16 protein-coding genes and 1 riboswitch are annotated in these 16,313 nt (G+C 74.1%); of the genes, 8 read left to right on the forward strand and 8 right to left on the reverse strand.

Annotated features, from left to right (window positions below; translation table 11 throughout):
* Window positions 1–138 precede the first annotated feature (138 nt).
* The 5 genes from ddaH (at window position 139) to ACIP67_RS35760 (ending at window position 7,633) form a co-directional block, all read left to right on the forward strand.
* The gene (gene ddaH / locus ACIP67_RS35740) at window positions 139–978 is read left to right on the forward strand and encodes a dimethylargininase (protein ID WP_401697489.1); all 840 of its coding nucleotides are present in this window, start codon (window positions 139–141) and stop codon (window positions 976–978) included.
* Window positions 975–2,201: an ornithine--oxo-acid transaminase gene (gene rocD, locus ACIP67_RS35745; RefSeq protein ID WP_401697490.1), complete on the forward strand. Its 1,227-nt coding sequence runs from the start codon at window positions 975–977 to the stop codon at window positions 2,199–2,201. The genes ddaH and rocD overlap by 4 nt, the downstream gene beginning before the upstream one ends.
* Before the next feature lie 270 nt (window positions 2,202–2,471).
* On the forward strand, window positions 2,472–5,210 hold the full coding sequence (locus tag ACIP67_RS35750; RefSeq protein WP_401697492.1) for a SpoIIE family protein phosphatase: 2,739 nt from the start codon (window positions 2,472–2,474) through the stop codon (window positions 5,208–5,210).
* An 89-nt stretch (window positions 5,211–5,299) separates the two neighbouring features.
* Complete coding sequence (locus tag ACIP67_RS35755) at window positions 5,300–6,763, forward strand: PP2C family protein-serine/threonine phosphatase (RefSeq protein ID WP_401697493.1); 1,464 nt, start codon at window positions 5,300–5,302, stop codon at window positions 6,761–6,763.
* Window positions 6,764–6,910: 147 nt separating this feature from the next.
* On the forward strand, window positions 6,911–7,633 hold the full coding sequence (locus ACIP67_RS35760; protein ID WP_401697495.1) for a lysophospholipid acyltransferase family protein: 723 nt from the start codon (window positions 6,911–6,913) through the stop codon (window positions 7,631–7,633).
* A gap of 143 nt (window positions 7,634–7,776) precedes the next feature.
* Here the strand turns inward: ACIP67_RS35760 and ACIP67_RS35765 are convergent, their stop codons facing one another.
* The 7 genes from ACIP67_RS35765 to ACIP67_RS35795 form a co-directional block, all read right to left on the reverse strand.
* Complete coding sequence (locus ACIP67_RS35765; RefSeq protein WP_401697497.1) at window positions 7,777–8,532, reverse strand: urease accessory protein UreD; 756 nt, start codon at window positions 8,530–8,532, stop codon at window positions 7,777–7,779.
* Between the two features lies 1 nt (window position 8,533).
* Complete coding sequence (ureG, locus tag ACIP67_RS35770) at window positions 8,534–9,211, reverse strand: urease accessory protein UreG (RefSeq protein ID WP_401697499.1); 678 nt, start codon at window positions 9,209–9,211, stop codon at window positions 8,534–8,536.
* Between the two features lie 151 nt (window positions 9,212–9,362).
* The gene (locus ACIP67_RS35775; protein ID WP_401697500.1) at window positions 9,363–10,037 is read right to left on the reverse strand and encodes an urease accessory protein UreF; all 675 of its coding nucleotides are present in this window, start codon (window positions 10,035–10,037) and stop codon (window positions 9,363–9,365) included.
* A gap of 10 nt (window positions 10,038–10,047) precedes the next feature.
* Complete coding sequence (locus ACIP67_RS35780) at window positions 10,048–11,769, reverse strand: urease subunit alpha (protein WP_401697502.1); 1,722 nt, start codon at window positions 11,767–11,769, stop codon at window positions 10,048–10,050.
* The gene (locus tag ACIP67_RS35785) at window positions 11,762–12,073 is read right to left on the reverse strand and encodes an urease subunit beta (RefSeq protein WP_385077339.1); all 312 of its coding nucleotides are present in this window, start codon (window positions 12,071–12,073) and stop codon (window positions 11,762–11,764) included. Before ACIP67_RS35785 ends, ACIP67_RS35780 begins: the two co-directional genes overlap by 8 nt.
* Window positions 12,074–12,084: 11 nt before the next feature.
* A complete protein-coding gene (locus tag ACIP67_RS35790; RefSeq protein ID WP_067256018.1) occupies window positions 12,085–12,387 on the reverse strand; it encodes an urease subunit gamma in 303 nt (100 codons plus the stop codon).
* Between the two features lie 134 nt (window positions 12,388–12,521).
* Window positions 12,522–13,151: a TetR/AcrR family transcriptional regulator gene (locus ACIP67_RS35795; protein WP_401697503.1), complete on the reverse strand. Its 630-nt coding sequence runs from the start codon at window positions 13,149–13,151 to the stop codon at window positions 12,522–12,524.
* A 117-nt stretch (window positions 13,152–13,268) separates the two neighbouring features.
* Between ACIP67_RS35795 and ACIP67_RS35800 the strand changes: the two genes are divergently transcribed.
* Complete coding sequence (locus ACIP67_RS35800; protein ID WP_401697505.1) at window positions 13,269–14,282, forward strand: ABC transporter permease; 1,014 nt, start codon at window positions 13,269–13,271, stop codon at window positions 14,280–14,282.
* 180 nt (window positions 14,283–14,462) lie between these two features.
* Here the strand turns inward: ACIP67_RS35800 and ACIP67_RS35805 are convergent, their stop codons facing one another.
* A complete protein-coding gene (locus ACIP67_RS35805; protein ID WP_401697507.1) occupies window positions 14,463–14,744 on the reverse strand; it encodes a type II toxin-antitoxin system Phd/YefM family antitoxin in 282 nt (93 codons plus the stop codon).
* A gap of 63 nt (window positions 14,745–14,807) precedes the next feature.
* Between ACIP67_RS35805 and ACIP67_RS35810 the strand changes: the two genes are divergently transcribed.
* Both ACIP67_RS35810 and ACIP67_RS35815 read left to right on the forward strand, forming a co-directional pair.
* A complete protein-coding gene (locus ACIP67_RS35810) occupies window positions 14,808–15,443 on the forward strand; it encodes an ATP-dependent Clp protease proteolytic subunit (RefSeq protein WP_401697509.1) in 636 nt (211 codons plus the stop codon).
* Window positions 15,444–15,450: 7 nt separating this feature from the next.
* Window positions 15,451–15,759, forward strand: a complete 309-nt coding sequence (locus ACIP67_RS35815) for a hypothetical protein (RefSeq protein WP_401697511.1) — start codon at window positions 15,451–15,453, stop codon at window positions 15,757–15,759.
* Between the two features lie 339 nt (window positions 15,760–16,098).
* Window positions 16,099–16,311, forward strand: a riboswitch (cyclic di-AMP (ydaO/yuaA leader).
* Window positions 16,312–16,313: the final 2 nt, after the last annotated feature.

The following is a 16,313-nucleotide window of genomic DNA, read 5'->3' on the forward strand; positions in this document are numbered from 1 at the left end:
GGTGGGGCGACTGCGCAGCGATCGTGCGTGAACACGCAGTGATCGTTCCTTGTCGGGCGTCCTGTCGCTTCCTACCGTGGTGTCAACCACAAGTCGACATCACCGTCGACGCCGTAGGAAAAGCGGAGGAACCCCTCTGTGACCGTCAGCCGTGTGCCGCGTTCTCGGCGCTTCCTGGTCTGTGACCCCAGACACTTCGCCGTGCAGTACGCGATCAACCCCTGGATGCATCCCGACACCCCCGTCGACGTCGACCTCGCCCGTGACCAGTGGCAGGCCCTGATCCGCGCCTACCGCGCCCACGGCCACACCGTGGACACCGTGGAGCCGGTCCCCGGGCTGCCCGACATGGTCTTCGCCGCGAACTCGGCGGTCGTCGTGGACGGCCGCGTCTTCGGCTCCCTCTTCCACGCGCCGCAGCGGCGCCCCGAGTCCGTGCACTACGACACCTGGTTCAAGGCGGCGGGCTACGACGTCCACCGGCCCGAGTCCGTCTGCGAGGGCGAGGGCGACCTGGTGTGGACGGGACGGTACCTGCTGGCGGGCACCGGGTTCCGCACGACCCGGGAGGCGCACCGCGAGGCGCAGGAGTTCTTCGGCCACCCGGTCATCGGCCTGACGCTGGTGGACCCGCACTTCTACCACCTCGACACGGCGCTGTTCGTGCTGGACGGAGGCCCCGCGGAGGGCGTCGCGGACATCGCGAACATCGCGTACTACCCGGAGGCGTTCTCGCCGGGCAGCCGGGAGGTGCTGGCGCGGCTGTACCCGGACGCGGTGCTCGCGACCCGCGAGGACGCGCTGGCGTTCGGGCTCAACTCCGTCTCCGACGGCCGTCACGTCTTCATCGCCCCGCGTGCGGAGGCGCTCGCGGCCCGTCTGGCCGATCGTGGCTATGTCCCCGTCCCCGTCGACCTCTCGGAGTTCCAGAAGGCCGGCGGCGGCATCAAGTGCTGCACCCAGGAGATCCGCTCATGACCGCACCCGCCCGTACGCGTACCTCCGCCGACCTGATCCGGGCCGAGGAGCCCGTCCTGGCCCAGAACTACCACCCGCTGCCCGTGGTGGTGGCGCGCGCCGAGGGCGCCTGGGTGGAGGACGTCGAGGGGCGCCGGTACCTCGACATGCTGGCCGGCTACTCGGCGCTGAACTTCGGCCACCGCCATCCGGCGCTGGTCGAGGCGGCGCACCGCCAGCTGGACCGTCTCACCCTCACCTCCCGCGCCTTCCACAACGACCGGCTCGCCGAGTTCGCCGAGCGGCTCGCGGAGCTGACGGGCCTGGACATGGTGCTGCCGATGAACACCGGCGCCGAGGCGGTCGAGAGCGGCGTCAAGGTGGCCCGCAAATGGGCGTACGAGGTGAAGGGCGTCCCGGCCGACCGGGCCACGATCGTGGTGGCGGCGGACAACTTCCACGGCCGTACGACGACGATCGTGAGCTTCTCGACGGACGAGACGGCCCGGCGGGGCTTCGGGCCGTTCACCCCCGGCTTCCGGATCGTGCCGTACAACGACCTCGCGGCGATGGAGGCGGCGGTCGACGAGACGACCGCGGCGGTGCTGATCGAGCCGATCCAGGGCGAGGCGGGCGTCGTCATCCCCGACGACGGCTACCTCGCGGGCGTCCGTGAGCTGACCCGACGGGCCGGGTGCCTGTTCGTCGCCGACGAGATCCAGTCCGGGCTGGGCCGCACGGGCCGCACACTGGCCGTGGAGCACGAGGGCGTCGTGCCCGACGTGCTGCTGCTCGGCAAGGCGCTGGGCGGCGGCATCGTGCCGGTGTCGGCGGTCGTCGCGCGGCGTGAGGTGCTGGGCGTCCTGCGTCCGGGTGAGCACGGGTCGACCTTCGGGGGCAATCCGCTGGCGGCCGCGGTCGGCACGGCGGTGGTGGAGCTGCTGGCGACGGGCGAGTTCCAGCGGCGGGCGGCCGAGCTGGGCGTCGTGCTGCGGGACGGTCTGGCCGGGCTGGTCGGCAAGGGCGTGGTGGGCTTCCGCGCGCGCGGGCTGTGGGCGGGGGTCGACGTGGACCCGGCGGTGGGCACCGGTCGGGAGATCGGGGAGCGGCTGCTGGCGGAGGGCGTCCTGGTCAAGGACACGCACGGCTCCACGATCCGGCTGGCACCGCCGCTGACGATCACCGCGGAGGAGCTGGAGTCGGCCCTGGGGGCGCTGGAGCGGGTGTTGCGCCGGGCGGGCTGAGGGCTCCGCCCGACGGGACACGGGAGGAGGGCGGCCGCGGGCCCGCGGCCGCCGCACGCCGTGCCGTTCCGGTGCGCGGCACGGGACGGGGCGCACCGCGGTCGCGTACCGGGGCGGCCTCCCCTGCCGCCCCCCTTCGCCGTGGGGACCGCCGCCGCCGCAGGAACCCGCCCCCGCCGGGGGGGACCCGCGTCGCGCACATCGTGGATGCGCAGGGTGAAGATGGAGGCAGGTGGTGGCGGACCACTCTCAGCGACAGAGAGGTCGACCGTGGGCTCATACGACGAGGACGACGTTGCCCGCCGGCGGTTCGACGTGGCGGACGCCGCGCCCCTGCTGCTCGACGCACGGGGTGTGGTGACGAGCTGGACCCGGGACGCCGAGCGGCTGCTGGGGTACGCGGCCGTCGAGGCGGTGGGCAAGGACCTGGCCGGGCTGCTGGCCCACGGGGACGCCGAGCGGATGCCGGACGTGCTGGAGCGGTGCCGCCGGGACGGCGGGTGGGCGGGGCTGCTGGCGGCCCGCCGCGCGGACGGCCGGCCGATGCCGCTCATGGTCCGGATCACCTCGGCGGACGAGCTCGGCGGGCCGGGGCGCTGGCTGATGCTGCTGTGCGAGAGGGGCGACGCCCCCGGCTGGAGCATGAGCCGTCAGGTGCTGGAGCAGCTGGTGGCCGGTTCGCCGATCGGTATCGCCATCGTCGACACCGATCTGCGCTTCGTGTGGTCGAACACGGCCCTGAGCCGGTTCGGCGGCGGCCCGCCCGAGCGCCGGCTGGGTCTGCGGTTCGCGGACGTCCAGCCGGGCCTGGACGCGGAGGCGGTCGAGGCCGAGATGCGGCGCGTGCTGGAGAGCGGTGAGACCGTCGTCGGCTACGAGCACGTGGGGCGCGTCCGGGCGGCGCCGCACCGGGAGACGGCGCACGTCATGTCGTTCACCCGCCTCGACGACGAGCACGGGCGTCCGATGGGCGTGTACTACACGGTCGTGGACATCACCGACCGCCACCGTGCCCGGCGGCGCCTGGCCCTGCTGGACCGGGCCGGGCGGCGCATCGGCCGCAGTCTGGACATCGCGCGGACCGCGCAGGAGCTCGCCGACGTGGCGGCGGCCGGTTTCGCCGACGCCGTCGCCGTGGACCTGCTGGAGCCGGTGCTGCGGGGGGCGGAACCCGCCGTGGAGCGGGTGCCGGGCGAGACCGTGGTGCTGCTCAGGGTCGGGCAGCGGTCGGGAACGGAGGAAACCGGTGACGACCTCACCGGCTCGGGCACGGGCTCCGGCTCCGGCTCCGGCTCGGGTACGGCGTCCGGCGCGGGCTCCGGCACGGGTACGGCGTCCGGCACGGGCACGGGCTCGGGCACGGATTCCGGCTCCGGCTCCGGCTCGGGTACGGCGTCCGGCGCGGGCTCCGGCACGGGTACGGCGTCCGGCACGGGCTCCGGCTCCGGCTCCGGCTCGGGTACGGCGTGCGGCTCGGGCACGGGCTCCGGCACGGGTACGGCGTGCGGCTCCGGCTCCGGGCGCGCCGACGTCGGGGCTGGGGTCGGTGCCGGGGCCGGGGCGTATCCCGTCGTCGCGTACCCGGCCGGGTCGCCTCCCGTGGGCTGTCTGGTCACCGGGCGGCCCTGGCGGGCGGAGCGGCTCGAGGAGGCCGGGGAATGGGGGCCCGCGCTGCCCGCGGTCGGCGGGGCGCACGCCGGGCCGCCCCGTGTGCTGGTGGTGCCGGTCCGGGCGCGCGGCACGACCCTGGGCATCACGACGTTCCTGCGCCACCCCGGCAAGGAGCCCTTCGCCGAGGACGACGTCGCGCTGGCCGAGGACCTGGTGTCGCGGGCGGCCGTCTGCGTGGACAACGCCCGCCGCTACACCCGCGAGCGCGACGCGGCGCTCGTGCTCCAGCGCAGCCTGCTCCCCCACCGGCTGCCCGAGCAGGACGCCGTCGAGGTGGCCGCCTGCTACCTGCCGGCCGACGAACTGACCGGCATCGGCGGGGACTGGTACGACCTGATCCCGCTGTCGGGCGCACGGGTGGCGCTCGTGGTGGGCGAGGTGCCCGGACACGGCATCTACGCCGCCGCGGCCATGGGGCGGCTGCGGACCGCCGTGCGGACGCTCGCCGCCCTGGACCTGCCGCCGGACGAGATCCTCGCCCACCTCGACGACCTGGTCGCCTGCACGGCCCGGGAGGAGGTCGGCGGGCCGGAGGCGGAGGTGGAGGCCCCGGAGGCGGTGGGGTCGGGGTGCCTGTACGTCGTGTACGACCCCGTCGACGGCCACTGCGCGATGGCCGCCGCCGGGCATCCCGCGCCGGCCGTCGTGCTGCCCGACGGCACGGTCACCTTCGTCGACCTGCCGCAGGGGCCGCCCCTGGGCGCCGGCGGGCCGCCGTTCGAGTCGACCGAGCTGCTGCTGGCGCCGGACAGCACGCTCGCCCTGCACACCGACGGTCTGCTGGCCGGGGGCGAGGAGTGGGCGCTGCACACCGACCGGGAGCGGCTGCGGCGGGCCCTCGCCCGGCAGGACTCCGCGCTGGACCTGCGCTGCCGGGCGGTGATCGACGTCCTCGTCCCGGACCGGCCGCACGACGACGTGGCGCTGCTGATGGCCCGCACCCGCCGTCTCTCCCCCGGCCAGGTCGCGGACTGGGAGCTGCCCGCCGACCCGGCCGCGGTCGCCGAGGCCCGCAAGGCCGCGAGCCGCCGGCTGGCCGAGTGGGACCTCACCGAGCTGTCCTTCACCACGGAACTGGTGGTCAGCGAACTCGTCACCAACGCGATCCGGCACGCCGCCGGTCCCATCCGGCTGCGGCTGATCCGTGAGCGCGCCCTGGTCTGCGAAGTGCACGACGGCGTCACCACCGCGCCCCATCTGCGTCATCCGCGCACCACGGACGAGGGTGGGCGGGGGCTGCTGCTGGTCTCGCAGGTCACCCGGCGCTGGGGCACCCGTTTCGTCCCCGGCGGGAAGATCATCTGGGCCGAGCAGTCGCTCACGGGACCGGAGCTGTGACGCGGCCGCCGCTCCCCGCCGAGCGACGTTCGTGACAAAATGTCCCAATATCGACATACGCGGCAAGGGTCGGACGGGGCGTGGGTCGGATGGGGCATGGATCGGGCGGAACGGACGGGGCCGGTACCGGCATCGGCACCACTGCCGGTGCCGGAGTCGCGACCGGGAGCGGGACCGCCGTCGGCGAGGAAACCCGCCCCGGGACCGGGACGGGGAGCGGAACGGGGGCCGAAGCGGCGGTCGACTACGCCGCGGTGTTCCAGGCGCTGCCCGGCAGCGTGTCCCTGCTGACCCCCGGGCTGGTCTTCGCCGACGCCAACGAGGCGTTCCTGCGCCTGGCTGGACGCCGGCGCGAGCAGGTGGTCGGACGCCATCTCTTCGAGGTCTTCCCGGACAACCCGAACAACCCCTCCGCGGACGGCGTGCGCAATCTGGAGGCCTCGCTGCGCCGGGTGCTGGCCACCGGCGAGCGCGACGCCATGGCCCTGCAACGCTACGACGTCCAGCCGGTCGACCGGCCCGACGAGTGGGAGGAGCGCTACTGGAGCCCGGTCAACGCGCCCGTACGCGGGGCGGACGGCTCCGTGGTGCTGGTGGTGCACCGCGTCGAGGAGATCACCGAACTGCTCCGGGCCCGTGGCGGCGGCCGGTCCGGGAACCAGCCGGGGAGCCAGTCAAAAAACCAGCCGGGGAGCCAGTCGGAGAACCGGTCGGCAGGCCGGACGGAGAACCGGTCGGCAGGCCGGACGGAGAGCCCGCCGCACGCGCTGGAGGCCGAGCTGTACACCCGCGCCCGCGAACTCCAGGAGGTCAACGAGCGGCTGCGGCGGGCCCACGCCCGTGAGCGCGAGGTTGCCCTCGCCCTCCAGGAGGCGATGCTGCCCGCGCCCGGACGGGTCCGCCACCACAGCGCGGCCGTGCGCTACCGGCCCGCGGTCGGCGCGCTCAACGTCTGCGGGGACTGGTACGACCTGGTCGACCTCGTCGGCGGCCACCGCATCGGCGTGGCCGTCGGCGACGTCGTCGGGCACGGCCTGGCGGCGGCCGGGGTGATGGGCCAGCTGCGCAGCGCGCTCAGCGCCGCCTCCCGGATGGCCGCGGGTCCCGCCCAGGCCCTGGACGTGCTGGGCCGGTACGCGCACGTGGTGGACGGCGCGGAGGCGGCCACGGCGGTCACCACGTTCGTCGACTTCGACCACCACACCATCACGTACAGCAGCGCCGGCCACCTCCCGCCCGTGCTGGTGCACCCCTCGGGCCGGGTGGAACTGCTCGACCGGGCGACCGATCCCCCGCTCGACGCCCGGCCCGACCCGGTCCCCCGGCCGCAGGCGACCACCTCCTTCGACACCGGCGCCACACTGGCGCTGTACACCGACGGCCTGGTGGAACGGCGGCGCGAGGCCATCGACACCGGCCTGGCCCGTCTGACGGAGGCCCTCGCCCGGCACCGGACCGAGGACCCCGAGACCCTGGCCGACTCCGTCCTGCTGGAGCTGCTGCCGCCCGGTGGCACGACCGACGACACGGCGCTCGTCATCGTGCGGCTGTGAAGGGGTACCCCGTGGTCCGGAGTGACGTGCCGTCAGCCTCCGGGTTCCGGGCGCACCCGCCCCCGCCTACACTGGCACCCACACCGTGCCGGTCGACCTGCCGGAACACGGCGGCCCCGCCGGTCGGCCGGACTGAGGAGCGACGCCTTGTTCTACCACCTCCTGAAGTACGTGGTGCTGGGGCCGCTGCTGCGGCTGCTGTTCCGGCCCCGGACAGAGGGGCTGGAGCACGTACCGGCGTCCGGCGCGGCGATCATCGCCGGCAACCACCTGTCGTTCTCCGACCACTTCCTGATGCCGGCGGTCCTCAAACGGCGGATCACCTTCCTCGCCAAGGCCGAGTACTTCACCGGCCCCGGCATCAAGGGCCGGCTGACCGCCGCGTTCTTCCGCAGCGTCGGGCAGATCCCGGTCGACCGCTCCGGCAAGGAGGCCGGCCAGGCCGCGATCCGCGAGGGCCTCGGCGTCCTGCGCAAGGACGAGTTGCTGGGCATCTACCCGGAGGGCACCCGCTCGCACGACGGGCGCCTCTACAAGGGCAAGGTGGGCGTCGCGGTGATGGCCCTGAAGGCCGGGGTGCCGGTCGTCCCCTGCGCCATGATCGGCACCTTCGAGGCGCAGCCGCCCGGCAAGAAGATCCCCTCCTTCCGTCCCGTGGTCATCCGCTTCGGCGAGCCCCTGGACTTCTCCCGCTACGCCGGCATGGAGAACGACAAGACGGTCCTGCGCGCGGTCACCGACGAGATCATGTACACGATCCTCACGTTGTCGGAGCAGGAGTACGTCGACCGGTACGCGGCCGTGGTCAAGGCGGAGGAGGAGTCCGCCCGGGCGAAGGCGCGCAGGTTCCCGCGGCTGCCGCTCAGCTGACACGCGCCGTACGACGACGGCAGCGGCGATCGGCGCGGTCCGCGCCCGTCCCACCGGCCCGGAGAAGACCGGCTGCCGGCGTGCTGCGTAGGCCTCCCGCCACGCGCCGCCGACCGCACGCCGCGCCCGAACGAACGCGGACGTCACTCCAGGGACATGAGCGCCTCGTCGAGGATGCGCCGCAGCCGCAGACCGTCCGGGGCGACGGCGGTCACCAGGGCGGCCGGCCCGGCCAGCGGCACGAGGGTGGCGGTGTCGCCGAGGGCCTGGGCGGTCACCGGCCGGTCACGGAACTCGGGCCGTACGACGACCAGTTGGCCGAGGGCGCGGTGTCCCCCGAGGACGGCGGGCCCGTCCCAGCCGCCGGGGGCGCCCGGACCGCAGGCCAGCTGCTGGTCGAGCACGGGCCGTCCGCCGACCCGTACGACGAGGCGGCTGGTCAGGCGCCCCGGCTCCTCCCCCACCCGCCCGAGCACCTGCTCCTCACGCAGCACGAGCCGGGCCCGGGGCGCCAGTCCGACGTGCGTGGTGACATACAGGTCACTGCCCTGTGCGGAGATCAACGGCTCGGGCAGCCAGTGCAGTTCACCGTCGTCGGCGACGTCGATCCGTACGTCGTAGCGGGCCTCCTCCTTGCCCTGGCCCGGCAGGGCGATGGTGGCGGCGGCCGAGCCCAGGCGCAGCCGGGCACCGCTGTCGACGGCCGCCTCGACGGCGAGGCGGTCGCCGCCGAGGGGGCCGCTCATCGCGCCGACGAGCAGGACGCGCGCCTGGCCGCCGTCACCGCCGCGGGTACGCCGCAGCGCGAGGGGTCCGTCGCTCTCCAGGACGGGCAGGGCGGTCCCGCCGCGCCCGTCCACCCGCGCGCGGATCCGGGCGGTGGCGTGCACACCGCTCATCTCACGCCACCCACGCGGCGCGCTGCTCCCGCACCCACCCGGCGACGTCCCGCACACCGGTCGCACCCCTCAGCGACTGGAACACGACGGGCAGTTCGGCGCGCTGTGCCTTGGCGTCGGCGGCCATCCGGGCGAGATCGGACCCGACGTACGGGGCGAGGTCGGTCTTGTTGACGACGAGCAGGTCGGCGGTGGTGACGCCGGGCCCTCCCTTGCGCGGGATGTCGTCCCCGCCGGCGACGTCGATGACGAAGATCTGGGCGTCCACCAGGCCCTTGGAGAAGGTGGCGGTCAGGTTGTCGCCCCCGGACTCGACGAGGATCAGGTCCAGCGGCCCCACCTCGTCCTCCAGGTCCTCCACGGCCTCGAGGTTGGCGGAGATGTCGTCCCGGATGGCGGTGTGCGGACAGGCACCCGTCTCGACGGCAGCGATCCGTTCCGGCGGCAGCACCGCCTCCCGGAGCAGGAACTCCGCGTCCTCCCGCGTGTAGATGTCGTTGGTCACGACGGCCAGGGAGAGTTCGTCCCGCAGGGCACGGCAGAGCGCGGCGACGGTCGCGGTCTTCCCCGACCCGACGGGACCGCCGAGCCCGATACGGAGGGCGCGCCGCGAGCCGTCGGGACGACGGGCGTCGGCACCGACGGCCGGGGTGACGGGGTGGGAGTGATCGAGGTGCACGTGGAACTCCTTCGCTTGCGAACGCCGGTCAGGCCCATCCAGCCCGTCCGGCGTTTGAGGACGAGGCCCGTTCAGGGCCGAAGCGGGGGCCAGGGGGCGGCAGCCCCCTGACGGGGTCGAAGGGGCGGAGCCCCTTCAGGGAGAGGCACTCTCACGACGCGAACAGCCGCACCGGCCACCCCGCATGCCCCTCCGCCCCGATCTCGAGCAGCGGTGCGGAGGCGGACGGCAGCGCGTCGATCCCGGCGGCCACCGCCGCCCGCCCCGCCGCGACCGCCCGGTCGACCACCCGGTCCGTCTCCGGCGCCAGCCGTGCCAGCACCGCCGTGGCCGAGAAGGGGTCGAGGCTCAGCAGCCGCACCACCGCCGTCGCCGGTCCGCTCACGCTCTCGTACGCCGCGCAGTGCGCCGCGTCCTCGGGTCCGAGTCCGGCCGCGCGGGCCGCCAGGCCCAGTACCACCGGCTGGTGGGCGCCCTTGGGGAACGCCCGCGCCAGGGCGTCCAGTTCGTCGCTCGGCCAGACCGCGCGGGCCGCTCGCGTCAGCTGCCGTCCCAGTTTCCGCGCGGCCGTGCGCAGCGCGGGGGACGGGGTCCGGGCGTCGGCCGCCGCGTCGAGTTCCGCCGGGTCGGCGCCGGCCGCGGCGGCCGCCGCCAGGGCGGCCGCCACCAGCCCCGCCGTGTGCAACCGTCCGCGGCAGAAGTCCTCCAGGCTCGCCGCGCCGGTGATCCGTCCGGCCTTGACGGCTTCCTCCGCCCCGCCGGAGTGCGCGTGCCCTCCCGCGGGGAAGCGGCCGTCGGCCAGGACAAGAAGTGCTGCCCTTGTCATACCGGCGTCCTCAGAAGAGGAAGTAGCGCTGGGCCATGGGCAGTTCCGCGGCCGGTGTCGCCTCGACGAGTTCCCCGTCGACGCGCACGGCGAAGCTGTCGGGGTCGACCTCGACCCGGGGCCGGGCGTCGTTCTCCCGCATGTCCGCCTTGGTCACGCCCCGCGTGGAGTCGATGGCGACGAACCTCTTGCCGAGGCCCAGCCGTTCCGGCAGCCCGTCGTCGAGGGCGAGCGGGGCCACGAAGTTGACGGAGTTGGCGGCCGGTGCCCGGCCGATCGCCCCGTACATCGGGCGGGGCAGGATGGGCTGCGGGGTCGGGATGGAGGCGTTGGCGTCGCCCATCTGCGCGTACGCGATCTGCCCGCCCTTGAGGACGAGGTGCGGCTTGACGCCGAAGAACGCCGGTTCCCACAGCACGAGGTCGGCGAGCTTGCCCGTCTCGACGGAGCCGATCTCCCGGGCGAGGCCCTGGGCGAGCGCCGGGTTGATCGTGTACTTGGCGACGTACCGCCGTACCCGCCGGTTGTCGGCCCGGCCGTCCCCGGGCAGCGCGCCCCGCCGCCGCTTCATCACGTGCGCGGTCTGCCAGGTCCGCAGGACGACCTCGCCGACCCGCCCCATGGCCTGCGCGTCGGAGGAGATGATGGAGATGGCGCCCAGGTCGTGGAGGACGTCCTCCGCGCCGATGGTCGAGGGCCGGATCCGGGACTCGGCGAACGCCAGGTCCTCGGGCACCGCGGGGTTGAGGTGGTGGCACACCATCAGCATGTCGAGGTGTTCCTCGGCGGTGTTCACGGTGTACGGCCGCGTCGGGTTGGTCGAGCTGGGCAGGACGTGCGGCTCGGAGACGACGGTCATGATGTCGGGCGCGTGCCCGCCGCCGGCGCCCTCGGTGTGGTAGGCGTGGATGCCGCGGCCGGCGATCGCGGCGAGCGTGTCGCCCACGAATCCGGCCTCGTTGAGGGTGTCAGTGTGGATGGCGACCTGGATGCCGGTCTGCTCTGCGACGGTCAGCGAGGCGTCGATGACGGCCGGCGTGGAGCCCCAGTCCTCGTGCAGTTTGAGGCCCAGCGCCCCGCCCCGGATCTGCGACAGCATCGCCTCGTGGGAGACGGTGTTGCCCTTGCCGAGGAAGCCGATGTTCAGCGGGTACTGCTCCATCGCCTCCAGCATGCGGGCGAGGTGCCAGGGGCCGGGCGTCACGGTCGTCGCCTTGGAGCCCTCGGCGGGCCCGGTGCCGCCGCCGACGAGCGTGGTGACGCCCGCCGCGAGCGCCTCGTCGGCGATCTGCGGGCAGATGAAGTGGACGTGCGCGTCGACGGCTCCGGCGGTGAGGATGCGGCCGTTGCCGGCGATGATCTCGGTCTCCGGGCCGATCACCAGGTCCGGGTGGACCCCGTCCATGGTGTCGGGGTTGCCCGCTTTGCCGATGCCGGTGATCCGGCCGTCGCGGATGCCGACGTCGGCCTTGACGATCCCCCAGTGGTCCACGATCACGGCGCCGGTGACGACGGTGTCGGGCGCGCCGTCCGCGCGGGTGGCGCGGGACTGGCCCATGGACTCGCGGATGACCTTGCCGCCGCCGAACACGGCCTCGTCACCGGCGAGTCCGGGACCGCCGGAGCGGTCCTCCTCGATCTCGACGATCAGGTCGGTGTCGGCGAGCCGGATACGGTCACCGGTGGTGGGGCCGAACAGGTCGGCGTACGCGGCACGGGAGATCTCAGGCATCGAGGGCGCCTCCGGTCTCGCCGCGCAGCCCGGGCACCACGCGGGCGCCGGTGAGGGGGACGAGGGCGACGTCGACGGGCAGCCCCGGCTCGAAGCGCACGGCGGTGCCCGCGGGAACGTTCAGCCGCTTGCCGCGGGCGGCGGCGCGGTCGAACTCCAGACCGGGGTTGGCCTCGGCGAAGTGGTAGTGGGAGCCGACCTGGACGGGCCGGTCGGCGGCGTTGAGGACGGTGAGCCGGGTGACCTCGCGGCCCTCGTTGTACACGATCGGGTCCTCGGCGAAGAGGATCTCTCCGGGAATCATCGGGGCCCCTCTCAGACGATCGGGTCGTGGACGGTGACGAGCTTGGTTCCGTCCGGGAAGGTCGCCTCGACCTGGACGTCGTGGATCATCTCGGGGATGCCCTCCATGACGTCGTCGCGGGTGAGCAGCTTGCGGCCGGATGCCATGAGCTCGGCGACCGTCCGGCCGTCCCGTGCCCCTTCGAGGATGTGCGCGGTGATGAGGGCGACGGCCTCGGGGTGGTTGAGCCTCAGCCCGCGCGCGCGGCGCTTCTCGGCGACGTCGGCCGCCACGTGGATCAGCAGCCTCTCTTGCTCGTGCGGCGTCAGTTGCACGTCCCACCTCACATCCTCGCTCCGGACCTTCGCGGGACCCGGTTGCCGCGGCCACGAGGGAAAAGTCCCAGGTGGCGTGAAGGGGCAGGGTAGTTGGGCCGCGTTTCACGCACGTTACCCGAGCGGTGTGAGCGTCAGGTCCCGGGGTCGGTGCCCGGCATACTCATCAACGCGCGCAGGCCGTCCCGCAGGACGTCCACCGAGGCCGGCCCGAACAGGGACTGCTGGGCGATGAAGCCGAGGACGGTGGCGATCATCGTGCGGGCCACGTGGTCCGGCGGTACGTCCGAGCGCATCGTCCCGGCCGCCTGGTGGGCCTCGACGATCCGCGCCCACGCCGCGCGCACGACGGTGTAGCCCTCGCGCAGGACGTCCGCGAGGGTGTCGTTGCGCGGGATCTCCGACCAGACCTGGACGACCAGGCGGGGGAAGGCGGGAACGCCGTCCACGGTGAGGGACTCGCGCAGGCCCAGGGTCCGGTCGAGGACCGCGGGCACGAGGCGGTCGGGCGGCGGGGGCGGGCTCTGCTCGGCCGCCGCCTCGAAGGCGGCCCGGACCTCGCCCAGCACCTCCGAGACGATCGCGGCGATCAGCTCGTCCTTGCCGGCGAAGTACCGGTACACGGCGCCGGCCGAGAGATCGGCCTCCTTCAGGACGTCCTGCATGGAGGTGGCGTGGAAGCCGTTGCGCGCGAAGCAGAGCGCGGCGGCGTCGAGGATCTGCCGGCGGCGGGCGTCGAGGTGGGCCTGGGATACGCGTGCCATGACCCAAAACTAAAACGAACGTTCCTTCTTGACAAGCGCCCCCGGGGCGGAGCACGGTGGTGACAGAACTAAAACGAACGATCCTTCTTTTTCGAGCCGGAGCCGGAGGAGATCCCCATGAACACCGCCCCCACCCCCGCCACCAGGGCTCCCGCCCGGCGCGCGATCGCGGTCGTCGTCCTCGTCCCCGTGCTCGCGGCGCTCGCCCTGTGGGCCTTCGCCTGGCCGGCCGCCCGCACCGCGCCCCGCGACCTGCCGCTCGGCGTGGCCGGCCCCGAGGCCGCGATCACCCAGGTGGAGCAGACCCTCCAACAGCACGAGGGCGCCTTCGAGATCCACCGCTACGACGACGAGGCCGCGGCCCGAGCCGCCATGGCGGACCGGACGGTGTACGGCGCCGTGGTCGTCACTCCCCAGGGCCCCGAGCTGCTGACCGCGTCGGCCGCGAGCCCGGTCGTCGCCCAGCTGTTGCAGCAGGCGGTCGACCGGCAGGCCGCGGCCGACGGCACCGACGTCCGGACGGTGGACGTCGTCGCCGCCTCCCCGAACGACCCGCGCGGGGCGGCGCTGAGCGCGAGCGTGCTCCCGCTGGCGCTGGCCGGCATCGCGGCGGGCGCGGTGGTGACCCTGCTCGGCCTGCGCGGCGTCCGCGCCGTGCTCGCGCTGGTCGGCACCGCCGCCCTGGTGGGCCTCGTCGCGGCGGCCCTCGCGCACAGCTGGCTGGGGGTGCTCCCCGGCGACTGGTGGGCGGAGGCGGCGACGTTCGGCCTGTCGACACTGGCGGTGAGCGCGGCCGTGGCCGGGTGCGCCGCCCTGCTGGGCCCCGCGGGCATCGGCCTGACGGCGTTCACGGTGATGTTCCTCGGCAACCCGTTCTCCGGGGCGGCCTCGGCGCCGGAGATGCTGCCCGAGCCGGTCGGCACGGTCGGCCAGTGGCTGCCGCCGGGCGCGGGGACGACGCTGCTGCGCTCGGTGTCCTTCTTCGACGGCGCGGCGGCCACCGGCCCCGCCCTGACCCTCACCTGGTGGGCCGCGCTGGGCCTGGGAGCGGTGCTGCTGGGGAACGCGCTGAAGGGCCGCGCGCGGAGCGCCGCACCGACCGCCGGCCGGGAGGCCGCCCTCGTCGGCTGACCCCCCCACCGGCAGGCCGCACCCACCGGGAGTCACGCGCACCGGCGCCCCAGCGGCCCGACGGCCCGGACCGGCCGCCACCGGATCCCCGACCCCGACCGTGTGCCCTCCGCCTCGGCGGAGGGCACACGGTCCTGCGCGTCCGGCCGCACCCGCCCGGGTGCGGCCGGACGCGGCCGCCTATCGGTGGTTCGGCCCCCGATGCTCGGCCGCGATCCCGAACCGCTGCTGTTCACGGGGAGCCGAGGCCGCCGCCTCGCGCACCGCGGAGACGGAGCTGATCACCTGCTCGCCCCCCGGGGCGTCGAGCGCGTCGAGCCGTTCCAGGTCGGCGGCGGAGACCAGGGCGACGAGGGGCTTGCCGTGCCGCGTCACGACGACGCGCTCGCCGCCGTACACCACCCGGTTGATCAGGTCGGCGAGCTCTGCCCTGGCTTGCGTCACCGGAATCTCGTAGGCCATGACCCCATTCTAACGTCACGTACGTCCTGTACATTTTTTACAGACGTCAAGGAGGGGGTTCCCATGACCCGACCGTCCGCCCGCCATGTCCTGCCCGAGTTCACCGAACGCACCGGCTCTGGGCACCGGACGCTGGACCCGTACTCCAAGCTGCTGGAGGAGCGCATCGTCTTCCTGGGCACGCCGATCGACGACACCGCGGCGAACGACGTGATGGCCCAGCTCATGTACCTGGAGCACCGGGACCCCGACCGGGACATCTCGCTGTACGTCAACTCCCCGGGCGGCTCGTTCAGCGCGATGTCGGCCGTCTACGACACGCTGCGGTACGTCACCTGCGACGTGGCGACCGTCTGCCTGGGCCGGGCCGACTCGTCCGCCGCCGTCCTGCTGGCCGCGGGCACACCGGGCAAGCGGTCCGTGCTGCCGGGCGCGCGCGTGGTGCTCCGCCAGCCGGCGCTGCCGGAGCCGGTGCGGGGGCAGACCAGCGACCTGGTCGTCCAGGCCGGGGAACTGGCCCGCACCCGCACCCGCCTGGAGGAGATGCTCGTACGGCACACCGGGCGCCGTCCGGAGCAGGTGAGCGCCGACCTCGAACGCGACCGGATCCTCGACGCCCGCCAGGCCGTGGAGTACGGCCTGGCGGACCGGGTGGTCCCGGCCCGCAGGGCTTCCGGCGGCCTGCCGGGCGTGGGGTGAGCCGCCGATGCTGCCTCCCGAGCTGCCCCCGCTGCCCGCGCTGACCCGGGCCGAGGCCGAGTTGATCGACCGTTACCTGGAGGTGGTCGACCTGCTCGGCCGGATCAACCCCGCCCGCGACGGCGACACCTACCGCGGACTGCGCGCCGCCCAGGCGCTGGTGAGCAGGGCGACCGCGCTGCGCGACGCGCTGACGCTGATGCACCAGCGGGGCGAGAGCGAACTGCACGCGCCGACGCTCGCGCGGGCGCTGCGCGTGCTCGACGGGGAGCGCCGCACGGCGCGCGTCACGATGCCTCCGCTCCCCGACCGATGACGTACGGGTGTCCCGACGGCTCCGTGTTCGCCGAAAGCGTGACGCGCGGACCCGAGTTGAAACGGACCGAACGGCGTACCCCCGGGCGGCCCATCCTCGGCTGCTTTTTCCAGCCCACAGCGGTTGCGCGAAATGAGGGGCACCGCGCCGGAACGGAGGGTTCCAGTGCTGGTCGGGGGGTATGTCGTCGCCTTGACACCTGACCCGCCATCAGGGTGTCCACCCGAACGGGTGAGTGGTGAGTAACCCCACAAATCCCCGGTTGCGTTGGGATTTTCGGACATCGGTGCGCCAAGATCCCTGACTGACGACAAGCCCCCGCCACAAGCGGCGGGGCGGTCCGGGCGGACGCCGAGTCCTGCCGCCGCCCGGATGACCGGTCGACAGGAGTGCATCGGCAGGAGTGGAGGACCCAAGCACGACGGGTCGCCGGGAGCGGTCGCGCCATGACCGGACCGAGCAGCCCTTGGGGTGAAGCCGCAGCAGCGGCCGGGCAACTTCGCCAGCCCGAATCCGACAGGTCATCCTTCACAGGCGGCTGACGAAGGGTTGCG

Source organism: Streptomyces sp. NPDC088812, assembly GCF_044750285.1.
GTDB lineage: Bacteria > Actinomycetota > Actinomycetes > Streptomycetales > Streptomycetaceae > Streptomyces.

What these genes read in the sequence shown, in the direction of transcription:
- rocD (WP_401697490.1), top strand. Translation starts at nt 975, where the DNA reads ATGACCGCACCCGCCCGTACGCGTACCTCCGCCGACCTGATCCGGGCC.
- ACIP67_RS35755 (WP_401697493.1), top strand. Translation starts at nt 5,300, where the DNA reads ATGGGGCATGGATCGGGCGGAACGGACGGGGCCGGTACCGGCATCGGC.
- ACIP67_RS35765 (WP_401697497.1), bottom strand. Translation starts at nt 8,532, where the DNA reads ATGAGCGGTGTGCACGCCACCGCCCGGATCCGCGCGCGGGTGGACGGG.
- ACIP67_RS35775 (WP_401697500.1), bottom strand. Translation starts at nt 10,037, where the DNA reads ATGACAAGGGCAGCACTTCTTGTCCTGGCCGACGGCCGCTTCCCCGCG.
- ACIP67_RS35780 (WP_401697502.1), bottom strand. Translation starts at nt 11,769, where the DNA reads ATGCCTGAGATCTCCCGTGCCGCGTACGCCGACCTGTTCGGCCCCACC.
- ACIP67_RS35785 (WP_385077339.1), bottom strand. Translation starts at nt 12,073, where the DNA reads ATGATTCCCGGAGAGATCCTCTTCGCCGAGGACCCGATCGTGTACAAC.
- ACIP67_RS35795 (WP_401697503.1), bottom strand. Translation starts at nt 13,151, where the DNA reads ATGGCACGCGTATCCCAGGCCCACCTCGACGCCCGCCGCCGGCAGATC.
- ACIP67_RS35800 (WP_401697505.1), top strand. Translation starts at nt 13,269, where the DNA reads ATGAACACCGCCCCCACCCCCGCCACCAGGGCTCCCGCCCGGCGCGCG.
- ACIP67_RS35805 (WP_401697507.1), bottom strand. Translation starts at nt 14,744, where the DNA reads ATGGCCTACGAGATTCCGGTGACGCAAGCCAGGGCAGAGCTCGCCGAC.
- ACIP67_RS35810 (WP_401697509.1), top strand. Translation starts at nt 14,808, where the DNA reads ATGACCCGACCGTCCGCCCGCCATGTCCTGCCCGAGTTCACCGAACGC.
- ACIP67_RS35815 (WP_401697511.1), top strand. Translation starts at nt 15,451, where the DNA reads ATGCTGCCTCCCGAGCTGCCCCCGCTGCCCGCGCTGACCCGGGCCGAG.